Origin of the sequence: Mesorhizobium sp. B2-4-17, assembly GCF_006441275.1 — a bacterium.
Lineage (GTDB): Bacteria > Pseudomonadota > Alphaproteobacteria > Rhizobiales > Rhizobiaceae > Mesorhizobium.
In genome coordinates, this window is sequence record NZ_VFUX01000002.1 from 198488 (window position 1) to 214368 (window position 15881).

Below are 15881 nucleotides of genomic sequence, written 5' to 3' on the forward strand. Positions count from 1 at the left end.
CAATGTTTCGGCTGGTGGGAGTGGCTGCTTCAATTGGTCGACTGGACCGACGGCTGCATTGCCGTTAGGGATTCCGACATGGACGAAATCTGGGCGATGGTGGCCGATGGGACACCAATCGAGATCGAGAAGTAACCATGGGTGACGATAAGGCGATCTGGCCTCCGATCGATCCGATTTCGGCCGGCCTGCACGGCCGCTGTCCCCGCTGCGGCGAAGGGCGGCTGTTTTCGGGCTTTCTCACCGTCGTCAAACGGTGCGCCAATTGCGGCCTCGACTATTCCTATGCTGACGCCGGCGACGGGCCTGCGGTCTTCGTCATCCTGATCATCGGCTTCATCATCGTCGGCCTGGCGCTTTGGGTGGAAGTGACGCTGAGCCCGCCGCTCTGGCTACATCTGCTTGTCTGGATCCCACTAGCCCTGGTGCTGTGCCTGACAGCGCTCCGATTGATCAAGGGCGTCCTGCTCACTCTGCAATATGCCAACAAGGCGGCCGAAGGCCGGCTGGACCGCGGCGAATGAGCGAGGCATCCGTCAAAGTCGGTGGCCGTTCGCGGCCGCGATCGGTATTGCTGCTAGGTCTTGGCCTGGTGCTGCTCTTGATTCTGCTGGCGCTCGGCACCTGGCAGGTGCAGCGCCTGCACTGGAAGGAAGGCCTTCTGCAGACCATCGACCAGCGGACCCACTCGGCGCCGCTGCCGCTGGCCGAGGTCGAGAAGGAATTCGCCTCGACCGGCGACGTCGACTACACGCCGGTGACGGTTTCCGGCACTTTCCTGCATTCCGGCGAACGGCATTTCTACACGACCTGGGAAGGCGAGGCCGGCTTCAACGTCTACACCCCGCTCGCCCTCGACGATGGCCGCTTCGTCCTGGTCAATCGCGGCTTCGTACCCTACGACATCAAGGACGCCGCCAAGCGCGCCCAGGGACAGGTGACGGGCAGGGTCACCATCACCGGGCTCGCCCGCAATCCGCTGCCGGGAAAGCCCTCGATGATGCTTCCCGACAATGACGTGGCGAAGAACATTTTTTACTGGAAGGATCGGAACGTGATGGCGGCGACCGCCGGCCTGCTGGCCGGGTTCAAGCTGGTGCCGATCTTCATCGATGCCGACAAGACGCCGAATCCCGGCGGCCTGCCGATCGGCGGCGTTACCATCATCGATCTGCCGAACAGCCATCTGCAATATGCTGTCACCTGGTATGGGCTTGCTGCCGCGCTCGCCGTCGTGCTCGTCCTGCGGCTTCGCCGACCCGCGAAAGAGGACTGAACGCGAGCGACGCCCCTTTCTGCCGATGCTCTTGACAGGGCAGGGGTAGGCACCTCATTTCGGCGCTGACGAACCGGTCAGGATTTTATGCTTCAGACAATCGCCAAACCTCCTCTGACGATCCGGCTCTGCCAGCCGCGCGGTTTCTGCGCCGGCGTCGACCGCGCCATCCAGATTGTCGTGCTGGCGCTGAAGAAATATGGCGCGCCGGTCTATGTCCGCCACGAGATCGTGCACAACCGCTATGTCGTCGAGGGGCTGCAGAGCCTTGGCGCCGTCTTCATCGAGGAGCTTTCCGAGATCCCGGCCGAACACCGGCAGTCGCCGGTCGTCTTCTCCGCGCATGGCGTGCCGAAATCGGTGCCGGCGGATGCCCAGGCGCGCAATCTGTTCTATCTCGACGCCACCTGTCCGCTGGTCTCGAAAGTGCACAAGCAGGCGATGCGCCATCAGCGGCTTGGCCGCCACGTGCTGTTGATCGGCCATGCCGGACATCCCGAGGTGATCGGCACCATGGGACAGTTGCCGGAGGGCGCGGTAACGCTGATCGAGACCGAGGCCGATGCCGCCGGGCTTGAGCCCGCCGATCCGCACGCGCTCGGCTTCGTCACCCAGACCACCCTGTCGGTCGAGGACACCGCCGGCATCATCCGCGCCCTGCAGGACCGTTTTCCAGACCTGCAGGCGCCGGCGGCGGAATCGATCTGCTATGCCACCACCAACCGCCAGGAGGCGGTGAAGGAAACAGCGGCCGGCGCCGATCTCTATCTGATCGTCGGCGCCCCCAATTCCTCCAATTCGCGTCGCCTTGTCGAAGTGGCGGAGCGTGCCGGCGCTTCGATGTCGCTTCTCGTGCAGCGCGCCGCCGAAATTCCGTGGAATGACATCGGCAACATTTCGACGCTCGGCCTGTCGGCAGGGGCATCGGCGCCGGAGATCATCGTCGACGAGATCATCGACGCGTTCCGCCAGCGTTTCGATGTCACGATCGACTTGGCCATCACGGCCACAGAAACAGAGGATTTTCCGGTCATGCGGGTATTGCGCGATGTCGAACTGACGCCGGCCGACATGGCCTTCGTCAACGGGGCCGCGTAAGGCACATGGCGGTCTATACCGACGTTGCGGAGGGCGAACTCGGCGCTTTCCTGAAGCGCTACCCGGTCGGCGATCTCCTGTCCTACAAGGGCATCGCCGAAGGTACGGAAAACTCCAACTTCCTGCTGCACACCTCCAGCGGTTCCTACATCCTGACGCTCTACGAGAAACGCGTCGAGAAGGCGGATCTGCCGTTCTTCCTTGGGCTGATGGGTCACCTCGCCAACAAGGGGGTGTCCTGTCCGCTGCCGGTGACCGCGCATGACGGCAGCGTCATCGGCACGCTGGCCGGCCGTCCGGCCGTCATCATCACGTTCCTGGAAGGGCTTTCGCTGCGCCGGCCGATGGCAACGCACTGCGCCGAAGTCGGCAAGGCGCTGGCCGCCCTGCACCTTGCCGGTGCTGATTTTCCGATGACCCGCCCCAACGCTCTCGCCATAGACGGCTGGCGCAAGCTGTGGGACGCGTCCCGCGACCGGGCCGACGAAGTCGAGCCGGGACTGGCGGCCGAGGTCGATGCCGACTTCGCCGATTTCGAGCGCAACTGGCCGAGAGACCTCCCTAAAGGCATCATCCATGCCGATCTTTTCCCCGATAATGTCTTTTTCCTGGGCGAAAAGCTCTCCGGCCTCATCGACTTCTATTTCGCCTGCGACGACCTTTACGCCTATGACGTCGCCACCTGCCTCAACGCCTGGTGCTTCGAGAAGGACTTTTCCTTCAATCTCACCAAGGGCAAGGCACTGCTCGAGAGCTACCAGAGCGTGCGGCCCCTGAGCGCCGAGGAGAAGGCGGCGCTGCCGATGCTGGCACGCGGTTCGGCGCTGCGCTTCATGCTGACCCGCCTCTATGACTGGCTGACCGTTCCAGACGGCGGGCTGGTGATGAAGCGCGATCCGACGGAATATATCCGCAGGATGCGGTTCCATCGGGCGATCAAATCTCCTTCGGAATATGGATTGGCATGAGCAAACAGGTTGAGATCTTCACCGACGGCGCCTGCTCGGGCAATCCTGGCCCCGGCGGCTGGGGCGCCATCCTGCGCTTCAACGGCACCACCAAGGAGCTCTCCGGCGGCGAGGCCGAGACGACCAACAACCGCATGGAATTGCTGGCGGCCATCTCTGCCCTGAACGCGCTCAAGGAGCCTTGCACCGTCGAGCTTCATACCGACAGCAAATATGTCATGGACGGCATTTCCAAGTGGATCCATGGCTGGAAGAAGAACGGCTGGAGGACCGCCGACAAGAAACCGGTCAAGAACGGTGAGCTGTGGCAGGCGCTGGACGAAGCCAACAGACGCCACAAGGTCACCTGGAACTGGGTCAGGGGCCATGCCGGCCACGCCGAGAACGAGCGCGCCGACGAATTGGCAAGGGAAGGCATGGCGCCGTTCAAGAAGGGCTCCTTCAAGCCAGCGGTTTCAGCGCCAAAGCCGGATGTCCAGGCAAAACAGCCGCCGACGACGAAGGCACGTCGCTCGACGCAGAGTTACTGAGTTCCAGCCTTGGGGCTTCCGATCGACGGGAAGCCCTCTGCCACGCCGACCCTTGCTGCTTGCGCTGAGCGGCAAGCAGATAAGCCGCGACAGGGATCAGCCGCCTGGCGGCGGCAACCACTTCGCCTTCGATATCGCCACGCCTCGCGTTCTCCACGGGTGGTGGCCGATCGACAGGTTGGAGCAGTTCTAAGTCCTCAGCGGATCAGCAGCGCGGTGCCCCAAAGTCCAAGAGCGAACACCGTGTGCGAGACCAGGTTGAGCGCCCGGATCTGCATCGGGTTGGGCCGCTTCGATGCTGCCCATCCGGCGCCCATGCCGGGCGCCAGCAGGAACCAGCCGGCGCCGACGGTGACGACGCCAAGAATGAAGGCTGGCAGAAAAGTCGGCGCGGTAAGCCAGCCTGCTCCAGCCACGACGACCAGGATGATGCCGTAGACAATGCCGACGAAGTAGTGAAAGGCCCAGCCCAGTGCCACTTCATGTGCATAGGGCGCCGCATCGCCGATATCGTCGTGAAAGACCTTGTCGCCGAGGTGCCGGACCCAGCGGCCGACCGGTCCCCAGTTCGGCCGTGGCTGGCCGAACGCCTTGTGGAGGAAGAGCGCCCAGAGATCCATCAGCACGGTGGCGCCGATGCCGATCGCGACAGCGCGCCAGAAGATGTCAAACATCGTTGGGATCCCTGAAAACCGGCAGTTCTGGAGCGCAAGCGGTTGTCGGGCGAGGAGCGGCCATTGCGGCCTCGCCCGATGCGACCCTTGAAGCTCAGAGCTGTCCGAGAATATGAGCCGCTCCGGATTCGTCGACGCCCGGCTTGGTCTCGACATTGAGCGCGGTGACCTTGCCGTCGTCGATGATCATCGAAAACCGCTTCGAGCGCAGCCCCATGCCGCCGGCCGAAAGGTCGTTGTCGAGGCCGACCGCCTTGGCGAAATCGCCATTGCCGTCGGCGAGGAACAGGATCTTGCCTTCACCGCCGGTGAAGCGCGCCCAGGCGCCCATGACATGGACGTCGTTGACCGAAACGACGGCGATCGTGTCGACGCCACGCGCCAGGATGGCGTCATGGTTTTCGAGATAGCCGGGCAAATGGTTGTTGCTGCAGGTCGGCGTGAAGGCTCCGGGAACGCCGAACAAGACCACCTTTTTTCCCGGAAAAATCTCGGCCGAGGTGATCGCCCTGGCGCCGTCGGCGGTCATCGTCTTGAAGGTCGCTTCGGGCAGCTTGTCGCCGACGGAAATGGTCATGAGTTCCTCGCTTGGGGATGGGAAGGGATGCGTGCTTGCGTAGCGAACTCAGCGGCTTCCTGCAACCGCAGCATCAAGGGAAAGGTAGCAGTCCTTCGACGGCCCCCGCGGAACTCGTCAGCGTATAGTGCAGGCCGCCATCCGTCGGCGTCGTCGACGGGCGGTCGAGGATCGGAACGGTGAAGATCAGCTTGCCGTCCTTTTCCCGGCGGGAAGGAGCGCCGAACATGTAATTCCGCTCGCCGGCGACGAAGAAATCCGCCGCCGCGGGGTCACCGGGAAAGCTCGCCTCGACAACCAGCGTCTCGTGATCGCCCGGCAGCACATTGATGCCGAACTCAGGCTTTGCCGGCGCCGGCAAAGCCGCGAAACTCGCCTTCACCAATGCCGCGTCGTCCGCATTGTCCGGATCGGAAGCCGGGTCGACGGTCAGCTTTGTCTGCACCGGGATACAGATCGTTTCACAAATGCCGAGAAAGATGTCGGCGTCGATGACGGCCGGTTGGCTCGGCGTCGCCAGCGTGAATGTGACAGGCAGTGAGACCGGATAGTTGTAGCCGGCCCATTTGCCATAACCGTCGTCGTGGCGTTGGGGTGCCGGAAACGCAAGTGTGGCATCGGCAATGTTGGTGCTGGCCGAGATATCGAGCTGCGGTGGCACGCCGGCGTCGCCCGGGTCGCGCCAGTATGTCTTCCAGCCGGGCTTGAGCGCTATGTCGAGAACGCCCTGGATACGGCCGGCATCGTCCGGCTTGCCGCTCGTCACCAGCCGCACCTTGCCGCCTTCGCTGTTGTACCAGCCGGACGAGGAGGCGGAGGCGGGGACTACGGTCGCCGAACCGATGGCGGCGCCGAGCAGCAGGATTTTCAAGCTTTGCATGGCAATGATTTGATCGTCCGTTCGTGGCCGCGCAATGATTTCATGGCCCTGCCGATATCATATTTGCGTGACCTTCGCGGGCAAGCAACTGCTGGCTTGGCAACATGAGCTTTGGTCGAATCCGGCGCTGCGCATCTTTTCGGCGCCCGGGAAACACGTTACCCTCCTTGTCATGGATTTGTTACGCCACAAGAAGACAACCGCTGGCCGCGGTTTTCTCGATGATCAATTCCTGATTGCCATGCCCGGCATGAAGGACGATCGTTTCACGCGCTCTGTCATCTACATCTGCGCGCACAGCGATGAAGGCGCGATGGGCCTGATCATCAACCAGACCCAGCAGATGCTGTTCCCGGACCTTCTGGTGCAACTCGGCATCATGAACGAGCAGGAGGCGATCCGCCTGCCGGCGCAAGCGCGCGATTTCGTCGTCCGCAATGGCGGCCCTGTCGATCGCAGCCGGGGCTTCGTGCTGCATTCCGGCGACTATCGCGTGGAATCGTCGCTGACCGTTTCCGACGACATCTGCCTGACCGCGACGGTCGACATATTGCGCGCCATCTCGTCCGGCCGCGGGCCCCGTCACGCGCTGATGGCGCTGGGTTATTCGGGCTGGGGCGCCGGCCAGCTGGAAACCGAGATCGCCGAGAATGGCTGGCTGACCTGCCCGGCCAGTCCCGAGCTGCTGTTCGACGCCGACATCGAGCGCAAATACGATCGGATACTCGCCTCGATCGGCATCGATCTCGCCCATCTCAGCCTCGCTGCCGGACACGCCTGAGCTTCTTCTCACGCCTGCGTCAACGGATACTGCTCTTTCAGCGTCCTCAGCACCTGGTCGCCGGGCATCGGCGCGCCGAACATGAAGCTCTGCACATATTCGCAGCCCATCTGGCGCAGTTCCAGCACATCGCGCTCGTCGGCGATACCCTCGGCAACCACCGAAAGACCGAGCTCATGCGCCATGTTGACCATGGACTTGAGCAGCACGGCGCGCTTGGGCGTGTTGTCGTCGACAAAACTCTTGTCGATCTTGATCGTATCGAAAGGGAAACGCGTGAGGTAGGCGAGCGAGGAATAGCCGGTGCCGAAATCGTCCAGCGACAGGCCGATGCCGAGCTGCTTCAGCTTGGTCAGCACGTGGGCGGTCTGCTCGGGATTGTCCATTACCAGGGATTCGGTGAGCTCGAGCCGGAAGCAGCGCGGCTTCAGATTGGCCCGCGCGATGACGGAGCGGACATCGCTGACCAGGTCGCGGCGGATGAGCTGGCGGCTGGACAGGTTGACCGAAACCGACAGCGGCGCATCGCCGATCTGCTTTTGCCATCCGGCGAGATCCTCGGCGGCCTGCTGCATGGCGAACAGCCCAAGCTGCACGATTAGCCCGCAGCTTTCGGCGACCGGAATGAAATCGGCAGGCGGGATCATGCCGCGACGCGGATGGTCCCAGCGCAGCAACGCTTCGAAGCCGGCAACGCTGCCGTCTTCTAGGCGCACGATCGGCTGGTAGGCAAGCGTGAATTCGCGCCGTTCGATGGCGCGCCGCAAATCGGATTCAAACTGCAGCCGGTCGGTGCCGACGGTTCGGAAAGCCGGGCGGAACGGCTCGATCCTGTCGCCGCCGAAGCGCTTGGCCTGGTGCATGGCAAGCTCGGCGTCCTTGACCATGTCCTCGGCCGAGCTCTGGGCCGATGTCCAGGTGATCAGGCCGATCGAGGCGGTCAGCACGATCTCGCGCTTGGCAAAGGTGATCGGGTTGTTGATCGCATGCTTGATGGCATCCGCCACGCCGGCGATGCGGGCAGGGTCCTGCTCGGACAGCAGCATCAGCGCGAACTGGTCGCCGGCAAAGCGCGACAGCGAATCCTTCGGTTTCAGGAGCCGGTGCAGGCGCCGCGCTATGGTGAGCAGGATGGTGTCGCCGGCCGAGATGCCGAGCCCGTCATTGACCTGCTTGAAGCGGTCGATGTCGATGACGAACACGGTCGGACGCACCTTCTCTTCGGTGCGAGCGATCGAGATGATCGCCTCCAGCCGGTTCATGAACAATTCGCGGTTGGGCAGGCCGGTTAGATTGTCGTGCACGGCGTCGTGCAGCAGCCGCTCCTCGGACTTCTTCTGCTCGGTGACGTCGACCATGGTGCCGACGCAGCGGATGACCTCGCCGTCCGACCCGATCACCGGGCGGGCGCGCAAGGCAAACCAGTGATAGTGCCCGTCGGCGCCGCGCAGGCGGAAATTCTGTGCCACCCGGCCACGGCGGTGCTCCAGCACCACGTCGAGCGTCGTGCGGAACGTGTCGCGGTCATCGGCATGCAGCACCGGCAGCCAGTTGCGCGCCGCACCACCCAGGCTGTTGGGCGCCAGCCCGAGCTGGATGCTGACATCAGGCTTGGTGACGACGCGGTCGCGCAGCACGTCCCAATCCCACACTGTGTCGCCTGATCCCGCGACCGCCAGCGCCTGGCGTTCAAGATCGGAGAACAGGCCCTGGTGCAGGGCGCCGCCGGCAAAGGCGTGCTGCATGACGGTGAAGCCAATCAACAGGATGATGAGGATCAAGCCACCGCCGAGCGCCGGCTGGGCGATGTCGTTGTCCAGCATACCGGTGATCGCCATCCACGATCCACATAGCCACAACAGCACCATGACCCAACTGGGCACCAGCATGATGGCGCGGTCATAGCCGCGTATGCCGAGGAAGATGATCAGGCCCAGCCCTGTCAGCGCGGTGGCCGCGAAGGACAATCTGGCGATGCCGGCGGCGACCGCCGGGTCGACAATGGCGACGCCGGCGATCAGCAGCAGCCCCAGTATCCAGACCAGCGCGCCATAGCTGAAGTGGCCGTGCCATCGGTTGAGGTTGAGATAGGCGAACAGGAACACCACGAAGGTGCCCGCCAGCGCCACCTCCGTTCCCGCTCGCCACATCTGCTCATTGCCGGGCGAGATTTCGATGATCTTGTTGAGGAAACCGAAATCGACGCAGATATAGGCAAGCACCGCCCAGGCGAGCGCCGCCGTCGCTGGGAACATCGAGGTGCCCTTGACCACGAACAGGATGGTCAGGAACAGCGCCAGAAGGCCGGCAATGCCGATGACAATGCCGCGAAACAGCGTGTAGGAATTGACTGAGTCCTTGTAGGACTCCGGGTCCCACAGATAGACTTGGGGCAGCTTCGGCGAGGCGAGTTCGGCGATAAAGGTGATCACCGTTCCGGGATTCAGCGTTACCCGGAACACGTCGGCGTCGGGGCTGGTCTGGCGGTCTAGCGCGAAGCCTTCGCTGGGCGTGATGGCGGCGATGCGTGTCGAGCCGAGATCAGGCCAGAAGATGCCGGAATTCACCAGCCGGAAATGCGGCGCGACGATCAGCCGGTCAAGCTGCTGGTCGGTGGTGTTGGCGAGCGCGAAGACCGCCCAGTCGCCGGTCGAACGGGCATCGTTGGCCTCGACCTCGATGCGCCGCACGATGCCGTCCGGCCCGGGCGCGGTCGACACCTGGAAGTTCTCACCCTGGTTGCGGTAGATCTCGACAGCGCCTGAGAGGTCGAGCGCGACATCGTCGCGGGCAATCTTGATCGGTTCGACGGCAAAGGCCGACGAAGCCGCGCACAGCGTCAGGATTGCCGCGAGGACAAAGGCGAAGAGCGGCCCGTTTCGCAGGAAATTCGTCAAAAATCAGTCCTTCGTTCCAGCGCCCGGCGGATCGTCAGCGATCCGGGCGTAGAGGTAGTGGTCCTGCCAGGTGCCGTTGATCCTGAGATAGGATCGCAGAAGTCCTTCGCGCCGGAATCCGGCTTTTTCAAGCACGCGGATCGACCTGATATTGTCGGGAATACAGGCGGCTTCGATCCGGTGCAACCTCAGCGTATCGAAGGAGAAGCGGGCCACCACCTTGACCGCGTCGGTCATCAGGCCGCGGCCGCCGAAACGCTCGCCGATCCAGTAGCCGACATGGCCGCTTTGCGAGACACCGTGGCGTATGTTGCCGAGCGTGATGCCGCCCGCCAGCTTGCCGCTCGATTTCTCGAAGATGAAGAAGGCGATCGCGGTGCCCTGCGCATAGTCTTCGCGGTAGCGGCTGATGCGCAGGCGCCACGCCGTGCGGTCGAGCTCGTCAGGCGTCCAGCGTGGCTCCCACGGCTCCAGGAAGGTACGGCTTTCGCCGCGCAGCATCGACCATTCACGGTAGTCATTGGTGAATGGCACGCGCAATGTGACGAGATTGCCCTTTAGTGCCGGCAGGTCACGGCGAAAGAAAGGGAGCGCGAACACGGCGCTTGTGCGGACTTAGACGGCGAGCCTGCGGGCCGTGGTCTGCGTACCTGGAAGCGAATCGAGGATCGCCTCGTATGGTGCCAGCGTACCCACGGGCCCGACAGCGGTAAGCGTCGGCTTGGTCGAGAACATGCGCGCCGACAGGTCGGTCAACCTTTCGACCGTCAGTGCCGACAGCCGCTCCATCAGTTCTTCCTTGGCGATCGGGCGGCCGAACAAAAGCAGTTGGCGCGCGATCTGCGAGGCGCGGCTGGCCGGGCTTTCGGCGGACATGATCAGTCCGGCGCGATATTGCGCGCGCGCCCGGTCGAGTTCTTCCTGCAGGATGCTTTCGCCGGCCTTCTGCAGTTCGTCGATGATGACAGGCACCAGTTCGGCGATGTCGCTCTGGCCTGTCGCGGCATGGACGCCGAAAATGCCTGTGTCGGAAAAGCCCCAGTGGAAGGCATAGACGGAGTAACACAGGCCGCGCTTCTCGCGAACCTCCTGGAACAGGCGCGATGACATGCCGCCGCCGAGGATCATCGACAGCACCTGCGAGGCGTAGAAGTCGCGCACATGATAGGCGCGGCCCTCGAAGCCCAGCACGATCTGTGCGTCCATCAGGTCGCGGTCCTCGCGGAAGTCGCCGCCGACATACTGCGCGTATTGCGGGATGGTGCTGTCGGCCTTGCTGCGGAAGCCGCCGAGCTGCTTTTCGACCTCGCGCACGAATTTGTCATGCTTGATGTCGCCGGCAGCCACGATCACCATCCGCTCGGCGCCATATTGGCGCTCGATGAAATCGTGCAACTGCTTGGAGGTGAAGGATTTCACCGTTTCCGGCGTGCCCAGGATTGAGCGGCCGATGGTCTGGTGGCGAAAGGCTGTCTCAGTGAAACGGTCGAAGACGATATCGTCGGGCGTATCGTGTGCGGCGCCGATCTCCTGCAGGATGACATGCTGCTCGCGTTCGAGCTCCTGCGGGTCGAATTCGGATTCCTGCAGGATGTCGGCAAGGATGTCGACGGCCAGCGGCACATCGCCGGACAGCACCCTTGCGTAGTAGGAGGTGGTCTCGACGCTGGTGGCGGCGTTGATCTCGCCGCCGACGTCCTCGATTTCCGAGGCGATTTCGAAGGCGCTTCGCCGCTTCGTGCCCTTGAACGCCATGTGCTCGAGCAGATGGGCCATGCCATGCTCTTCGTCACGCTCATTGCGGGCGCCGGACTTGACCCAGGCACCAAGGGCAACCGATTCGATACTTGGAAGGGTTTCGGTGGCGACTGTCAGGCCGTTCGACAGACGGCTTACCTCAACACCCATATGGCTCTTACTCCCTAACGCGCCGCTCGCGCACGGCGGCCGACGTAATCTTCCACCATTTTCAAGTCGGATGGAAGTACCGTGTATTTTTCCTCAAATGTCATCAATCCGCCAAGCCAAGCGGGCAGGGCGGGCGAGACCCCGCTGGCGGCCTCGACGGCGGCAGGGAACTTTGCCGGGTGAGCGGTGCCCAGCACCACCATTGGCGTGGCACCTGCAGCCTTGCCCGACGCCACATGCACCGCTGCCGCCGTGTGCGGATCAAGCAGATAGTCGCTGCCCGCCAGCGTCGAGCGGATAGTGGCGGCGACCTCGTCCATTTCAGCGCGGCCGGCGTCGAATTCGGACCGCATCCTGGCGATTTCCGCCGCTTCGATGGTGAAGGCGCCCGATTGCTTGAGGCCTGCCATATAGCGCCGCACGGTCGCCGCGTCGCGGTTGGAGGCCTCGAACAACAGGCGTTCGAAATTCGACGATACCTGGATGTCCATCGACGGCGAGGTGGTGGCGAAGACGCCTTTGGTGCGGTATTCGCCGGTCGCGAAGGTGCGGGCGAGTATGTCGTTGTCGTTGGTGGCGATGACCAGCCGTTCGATCGGCAGGCCCATCTTCTTGGCGGCGTAGCCGGCGAAGATGTCGCCGAAATTGCCGGTCGGCACCGTGAACGATATCGGCCTATCCGGTGCGCCGAGAGACAGCGCCGAGGAGAAATAATAGACGATCTGGGCCATGATGCGCGCCCAGTTGATCGAATTGACCCCCGAAAGCGCCACCCGATCCCGGAAGGGGTGATCGTTGAACATGTCCTTGAGCAGGCCCTGGCAATCGTCGAAATTGCCCTCGATTGCCAGCGCGTGGACGTTTTCAGCCTTGGACGTCGTCATCTGCCGCTGCTGCACGGGCGAAACCCGGCCATGCGGGAAAAGGATGAAGATGTCAGTGCGGCTGCGTCCGGCAAAGGCGTCGATTGCCGCGCCGCCGGTATCGCCCGAAGTGGCGCCGACGATGGTGGCATGCCGGCCGCGTTCGGCAAGCACGTGGTCCATCAGCCGGGCGAGCAGCTGCATCGCCACGTCCTTGAACGCCAGCGTCGGTCCATGGAAGAGTTCGAGGACAAACGTGTTGGGCCCGGTCTGGACCAACGGACAGACAGCCTCGTGGCGGAAGGTGGCGTAGGCTTCGCGGACCAGGCGTTCGAAGACCGGCGCCGGGATGTCGCCGCCAAGGAAGGGCGACAGCACGCGGATGGCGAGGTCTGGATAGGCAAGGCCGCGCATGGCGCGGATCTCGGATGGCGAAAACTGGGGCCACTCGCGCGGTACGTAAAGCCCGCCATCGCGCGCCAGTCCCGCCAGCACCGCGTCAGAAAATCCAAGCGCGGGCGCTTCCCCGCGGGTACTCACATATTGCATGTCACAGATCCGTTGCCGCTTGGCTTTTCCGTTCACCACAAGGTGGTTAATTTCTGTGCTGGCTCAGTCGCATTTTTGCCGCGCGGTTGATATACGTCACCAGCTTTGCGAGAGGGAAGAGCAGTTTCATGGCGTTTCATACATTCGGCGGTCGCTTTGTGGCGGGTCTTGCGTTCACCGGCTTTATGCTCGCCGCCGCCGGTTGCCAATCAAGCGACAACGGCATCCTGAACCTTGGCTTCGGCAAGAAGGATCCGACAGCGCCACCGCCGCCGCAGGATCCCAAAATCCTGACCAGCCAATTGAACGCCTATTGCCCGAAGGTCACGCTGCGTGACGGAACGGCCTTCTTCAACACCTACGTCAAGGATGTGCAGAAGCCCAAGCCGAGGCTCAAGAAGACCGGTGATGCCGCGCAGGATGCCGCGGCCCAAGCCGCGGCTGACGCAGCAGCCGCCACACCGCCCGACGATTCGGCGAGGATCATTTACCAGGCGTCGATCAGCGACGTGACCCGCGATTGCAGCCGTGCCGACGGGCAACTGACTATGAAGATCGCGGTCGCCGGCAAGGTGGTTCCAGGACCGAAATTCGCGCCCGGCACCATCACCATGCCGATCCGCACCGCCGTGATGCACGGCACCGACGTGCTTTATTCGCAGATTCATCAGTATCAGGTCCAGGTGACCGATCCCTCGGTCGCCACCCAGTTCGTCTTTACCGATTCCAATATCGTGGTGCCCGCACCGACGGCGCCGGACTATCAGGCCTATGCCGGCTACGACGAAACCGCGCCGAAGGCGACGACGGACAAGCCGAAGAAGACCCACAGGAAGAAGGCCGCGGCGATAAACTAGACGTTGCTCAAGCGTCGGCCGACCATTCCGACAGCGCCGCGATCACGCTTTTCAGTTCCGCCCAGCGGCGGATGACCGTCTCGGCGCCGGCCTCCGTCAGCGCGTCGGCATGGCCGGGATAGGTGTGGCTGGCGCCGGTGAAGCCGATCACCCGCATGCCGGCCGTCCTGGCACCGGTGACGCCGTGCACGGAGTCCTCGATGACGAAGGTGTTGGCCGGCTTGGCGTTGAGTTTTTCAGCGGCGAACAGGAACACGTCCGGAGCCGGCTTGGTTTTGCCGGTGGGCGTTTCCAGCGCCGAGAAGATACGGCCGGCGAAAAACGGCAGCAGATGCACTTTCTCCAGCATGAAATCGATCCGCTCCGAGCGGGAGTTGGAGCAGATGCAGCGTTGCGCCGTGACGGAGGCGACCGCTTCGCGCACGCCTTCAATGGCACGCACGTCGCTGCGCAGTTTCCTGTCGACCAGGTCCTCTGCACGATCGATCAGCGACACCTGGAACGGGATCTTGGACTTCTCCTCTATCCGGATAAGGATGTCCTTGAACGTCAGGCCCGCATAGGTCTCGGCAATCTCTTCCGCCGAGATTTCGTATCCGGCCAGGGTTATCAACTCAGCCTCGACCCGTGCGGCGATGATTTCGGAATCGACGAGAACGCCGTCGCAATCGAAGATGACAAGGTCTGGCTGGGGCATGGTGATCCGGAACAAGGAGGAGGAGGAATGGCCGCTCAGGGCTCAAGCGGCGCGGCATACACCAATGGGCCGGCCTTCGCAAACCTGACCGGCCATCCGGCGGGCCTTCACCGAATATTTACGCTGATCGGTAACCATAACGGGGAGTAAACAGTAACACGTGCCTTGGGTGTAAGAATGTCTGCCGTGCGTCTTCTCGACGAGCTTTCCCATGCTCCCCAGCAGTCCGAATGGCTGGACACGATCCTCAAGGGCGACTGCGTCGCAGCCCTCGACCGGCTGCCCGAAAAATCCGTTGACGTCATCTTCGCCGATCCGCCCTACAATCTGCAGCTCGACGGCGACCTGCACCGGCCCGACCAATCCAAAGTCGATGCGGTCGACGACGCCTGGGACCAGTTCGAGAGCTTCGAGGCCTACGACGCCTTCACCCGCGCCTGGCTGCTGGCGGCGCGCCGCGTGCTAAAGCCGAACGGCACCATCTGGGTCATCGGCTCCTATCACAACATCTTCCGCGTCGGCGCCAAGATGCAGGATCTGGGCTTCTGGATCCTCAACGACGTGGTCTGGCGCAAGACCAACCCGATGCCGAATTTCCGTGGCCGCCGCTTCCAGAACGCGCATGAGACCATGATCTGGGCCTCGCGCGACCAGAAGGGCAAGGGCTATACCTTCAACTACGAGGCGCTGAAGGCGTCCAACGACGATGTCCAGATGCGCTCCGACTGGTTGTTCCCGATCTGCACCGGCGCCGAGCGCTTGAAGAACGACAATGGCGACAAGCTGCACCCGACGCAGAAGCCGGAGGCCCTGCTCGCCCGCATCATGATGGCCTCGACCAAGCCCGGTGACATCGTGCTCGATCCCTTCTTCGGCTCCGGCACGACAGGTGCCGTGGCCAAGCGCCTCGGCCGTCATTTCGTCGGCATCGAGCGCGAACAGGCCTATATCGACGCCGCCAATGAACGCATCGACGCGGTGCGACCGCTGGAAGGAGCCGATCTCACGCTTCTCACCGGCAAGCGCGCCGAGCCGCGCGTGGCCTTCGTCAGCCTGATCGACACCGGGCTGATGACGCCAGGCGTAACACTCTACGACGCCAAGAAGCGCTGGGCGGCCAAGGTGCGCGCCGACGGCACGGTGGCGATCGGCGACAGCGCCGGCTCGATCCACAAGATCGGCGCCGAGGTGCAGGGCCTGGACGCCTGCAACGGCTGGACCTTCTGGCACTACGAGCGCAGCGGCGGTCTCACCCCGATCGACGAACTGCGCCGCATCGCCCGTCTTGGCATGGAGCGGGCAGGGGGCTGACCCCCGCCGCGCTTC

General features: G+C 63.3%; 16 protein-coding genes and 1 pseudogene. 9 read left to right on the forward strand and 8 right to left on the reverse strand.

Annotation, left to right across the window (positions count from 1 at the left end; all coding sequences use genetic code 11):
- Positions 1 to 6: 6 nt before the first annotated feature.
- The 6 genes and pseudogenes from FJ548_RS02680 to rnhA form a co-directional block, all read left to right on the forward strand.
- Positions 7 to 135 (forward strand): annotated as a pseudogene (locus tag FJ548_RS02680) (L,D-transpeptidase family protein); the annotation flags it as partial.
- A gap of 2 nt (positions 136 to 137) precedes the next feature.
- The gene (locus FJ548_RS02685; RefSeq protein WP_140776670.1) at positions 138 to 524 is read left to right on the forward strand and encodes a DUF983 domain-containing protein; all 387 of its coding nucleotides are present in this window, start codon (positions 138 to 140) and stop codon (positions 522 to 524) included.
- Positions 521 to 1276 (forward strand): SURF1 family protein, encoded by a 756-nt coding sequence (locus FJ548_RS02690; RefSeq protein WP_181168691.1) that lies wholly within the window; start codon positions 521 to 523, stop codon positions 1274 to 1276. The genes FJ548_RS02685 and FJ548_RS02690 overlap by 4 nt, the downstream gene beginning before the upstream one ends.
- A gap of 87 nt (positions 1277 to 1363) precedes the next feature.
- Positions 1364 to 2374 carry a 4-hydroxy-3-methylbut-2-enyl diphosphate reductase gene (gene ispH / locus FJ548_RS02695; RefSeq protein ID WP_140693393.1) on the forward strand — a complete coding sequence of 337 codons (1011 nt, stop codon included), beginning with the start codon at positions 1364 to 1366 and terminating at the stop codon, positions 2372 to 2374.
- Positions 2375 to 2379: 5 nt separating this feature from the next.
- The gene (locus FJ548_RS02700; RefSeq protein ID WP_140776672.1) at positions 2380 to 3342 is read left to right on the forward strand and encodes a homoserine kinase; all 963 of its coding nucleotides are present in this window, start codon (positions 2380 to 2382) and stop codon (positions 3340 to 3342) included.
- Positions 3339 to 3872: a ribonuclease HI gene (gene rnhA, locus FJ548_RS02705; protein WP_140693398.1), complete on the forward strand. Its 534-nt coding sequence runs from the start codon at positions 3339 to 3341 to the stop codon at positions 3870 to 3872. Before FJ548_RS02700 ends, rnhA begins: the two co-directional genes overlap by 4 nt.
- A gap of 197 nt (positions 3873 to 4069) precedes the next feature.
- Here the strand turns inward: rnhA and FJ548_RS02710 are convergent, their stop codons facing one another.
- The 3 genes from FJ548_RS02710 to FJ548_RS02720 all read right to left on the reverse strand — a co-directional run bounded on the left by FJ548_RS02710 (position 4070) and on the right by FJ548_RS02720 (position 6003).
- Complete coding sequence (locus tag FJ548_RS02710) at positions 4070 to 4546, reverse strand: DUF2938 domain-containing protein (protein ID WP_140693400.1); 477 nt, start codon at positions 4544 to 4546, stop codon at positions 4070 to 4072.
- 94 nt (positions 4547 to 4640) lie between these two features.
- On the reverse strand, positions 4641 to 5123 hold the full coding sequence (locus FJ548_RS02715; RefSeq protein WP_140693402.1) for a peroxiredoxin: 483 nt from the start codon (positions 5121 to 5123) through the stop codon (positions 4641 to 4643).
- Between the two features lie 73 nt (positions 5124 to 5196).
- On the reverse strand, positions 5197 to 6003 hold the full coding sequence (locus tag FJ548_RS02720) for a protein-disulfide reductase DsbD domain-containing protein (protein WP_140776674.1): 807 nt from the start codon (positions 6001 to 6003) through the stop codon (positions 5197 to 5199).
- Positions 6004 to 6175: 172 nt separating this feature from the next.
- On the opposite strand from FJ548_RS02720, the gene FJ548_RS02725 reads away from it, so the two are divergent.
- A complete protein-coding gene (locus FJ548_RS02725; RefSeq protein ID WP_140610068.1) occupies positions 6176 to 6784 on the forward strand; it encodes a YqgE/AlgH family protein in 609 nt (202 codons plus the stop codon).
- Positions 6785 to 6792: 8 nt separating this feature from the next.
- On the opposite strand, the gene FJ548_RS02730 is transcribed toward FJ548_RS02725, so the two are convergent.
- Genes FJ548_RS02730 through thrC form a run of 4 tightly spaced genes read right to left on the reverse strand, consistent with a single transcriptional unit; the run spans position 6793 to position 13001 of the window.
- A complete protein-coding gene (locus FJ548_RS02730) occupies positions 6793 to 9681 on the reverse strand; it encodes an EAL domain-containing protein (RefSeq protein WP_140776675.1) in 2889 nt (962 codons plus the stop codon).
- A gap of 3 nt (positions 9682 to 9684) precedes the next feature.
- Positions 9685 to 10281: a GNAT family protein gene (locus FJ548_RS02735; protein WP_140610066.1), complete on the reverse strand. Its 597-nt coding sequence runs from the start codon at positions 10279 to 10281 to the stop codon at positions 9685 to 9687.
- A 15-nt stretch (positions 10282 to 10296) separates the two neighbouring features.
- Positions 10297 to 11589, reverse strand: a complete 1293-nt coding sequence (locus FJ548_RS02740) for a pitrilysin family protein (RefSeq protein WP_140610065.1) — start codon at positions 11587 to 11589, stop codon at positions 10297 to 10299.
- A gap of 14 nt (positions 11590 to 11603) precedes the next feature.
- On the reverse strand, positions 11604 to 13001 hold the full coding sequence (gene thrC, locus FJ548_RS02745) for a threonine synthase (RefSeq protein ID WP_140610064.1): 1398 nt from the start codon (positions 12999 to 13001) through the stop codon (positions 11604 to 11606).
- Positions 13002 to 13129: 128 nt separating this feature from the next.
- On the opposite strand from thrC, the gene FJ548_RS02750 reads away from it, so the two are divergent.
- On the forward strand, positions 13130 to 13858 hold the full coding sequence (locus FJ548_RS02750) for a hypothetical protein (RefSeq protein WP_140610063.1): 729 nt from the start codon (positions 13130 to 13132) through the stop codon (positions 13856 to 13858).
- A gap of 7 nt (positions 13859 to 13865) precedes the next feature.
- Here FJ548_RS02750 and FJ548_RS02755 read toward each other — a convergent pair whose 3' ends face one another.
- Positions 13866 to 14555 carry an HAD family phosphatase gene (locus FJ548_RS02755; protein ID WP_140610062.1) on the reverse strand — a complete coding sequence of 230 codons (690 nt, stop codon included), beginning with the start codon at positions 14553 to 14555 and terminating at the stop codon, positions 13866 to 13868.
- Between the two features lie 177 nt (positions 14556 to 14732).
- Here FJ548_RS02755 and FJ548_RS02760 point away from each other — a divergent pair, with 177 nt between their 5' ends.
- Positions 14733 to 15866, forward strand: coding sequence for a site-specific DNA-methyltransferase (locus FJ548_RS02760; protein WP_140776677.1), 1134 nt, complete (start codon positions 14733 to 14735; stop codon positions 15864 to 15866).
- The last annotated feature ends 15 nt before the right edge of the window (positions 15867 to 15881 follow it).

Coding starts and splice junctions, on each gene's coding strand:
- FJ548_RS02685 (WP_140776670.1), top strand. CDS start 138: ATGGGTGACGATAAGGCGATCTGGCCTCCGATCGATCCGATTTCGGCC.
- FJ548_RS02690 (WP_181168691.1), top strand. CDS start 521: ATGAGCGAGGCATCCGTCAAAGTCGGTGGCCGTTCGCGGCCGCGATCG.
- ispH (WP_140693393.1), top strand. CDS start 1,364: ATGCTTCAGACAATCGCCAAACCTCCTCTGACGATCCGGCTCTGCCAG.
- FJ548_RS02700 (WP_140776672.1), top strand. CDS start 2,380: ATGGCGGTCTATACCGACGTTGCGGAGGGCGAACTCGGCGCTTTCCTG.
- rnhA (WP_140693398.1), top strand. CDS start 3,339: ATGAGCAAACAGGTTGAGATCTTCACCGACGGCGCCTGCTCGGGCAAT.
- FJ548_RS02710 (WP_140693400.1), bottom strand. CDS start 4,546: ATGTTTGACATCTTCTGGCGCGCTGTCGCGATCGGCATCGGCGCCACC.
- FJ548_RS02715 (WP_140693402.1), bottom strand. CDS start 5,123: ATGACCATTTCCGTCGGCGACAAGCTGCCCGAAGCGACCTTCAAGACG.
- FJ548_RS02720 (WP_140776674.1), bottom strand. CDS start 6,003: ATGCAAAGCTTGAAAATCCTGCTGCTCGGCGCCGCCATCGGTTCGGCG.
- FJ548_RS02725 (WP_140610068.1), top strand. CDS start 6,176: ATGGATTTGTTACGCCACAAGAAGACAACCGCTGGCCGCGGTTTTCTC.
- FJ548_RS02740 (WP_140610065.1), bottom strand. CDS start 11,589: ATGGGTGTTGAGGTAAGCCGTCTGTCGAACGGCCTGACAGTCGCCACC.
- thrC (WP_140610064.1), bottom strand. CDS start 13,001: ATGCAATATGTGAGTACCCGCGGGGAAGCGCCCGCGCTTGGATTTTCT.
- FJ548_RS02750 (WP_140610063.1), top strand. CDS start 13,130: ATGGCGTTTCATACATTCGGCGGTCGCTTTGTGGCGGGTCTTGCGTTC.
- FJ548_RS02755 (WP_140610062.1), bottom strand. CDS start 14,555: ATGCCCCAGCCAGACCTTGTCATCTTCGATTGCGACGGCGTTCTCGTC.
- FJ548_RS02760 (WP_140776677.1), top strand. CDS start 14,733: ATGTCTGCCGTGCGTCTTCTCGACGAGCTTTCCCATGCTCCCCAGCAG.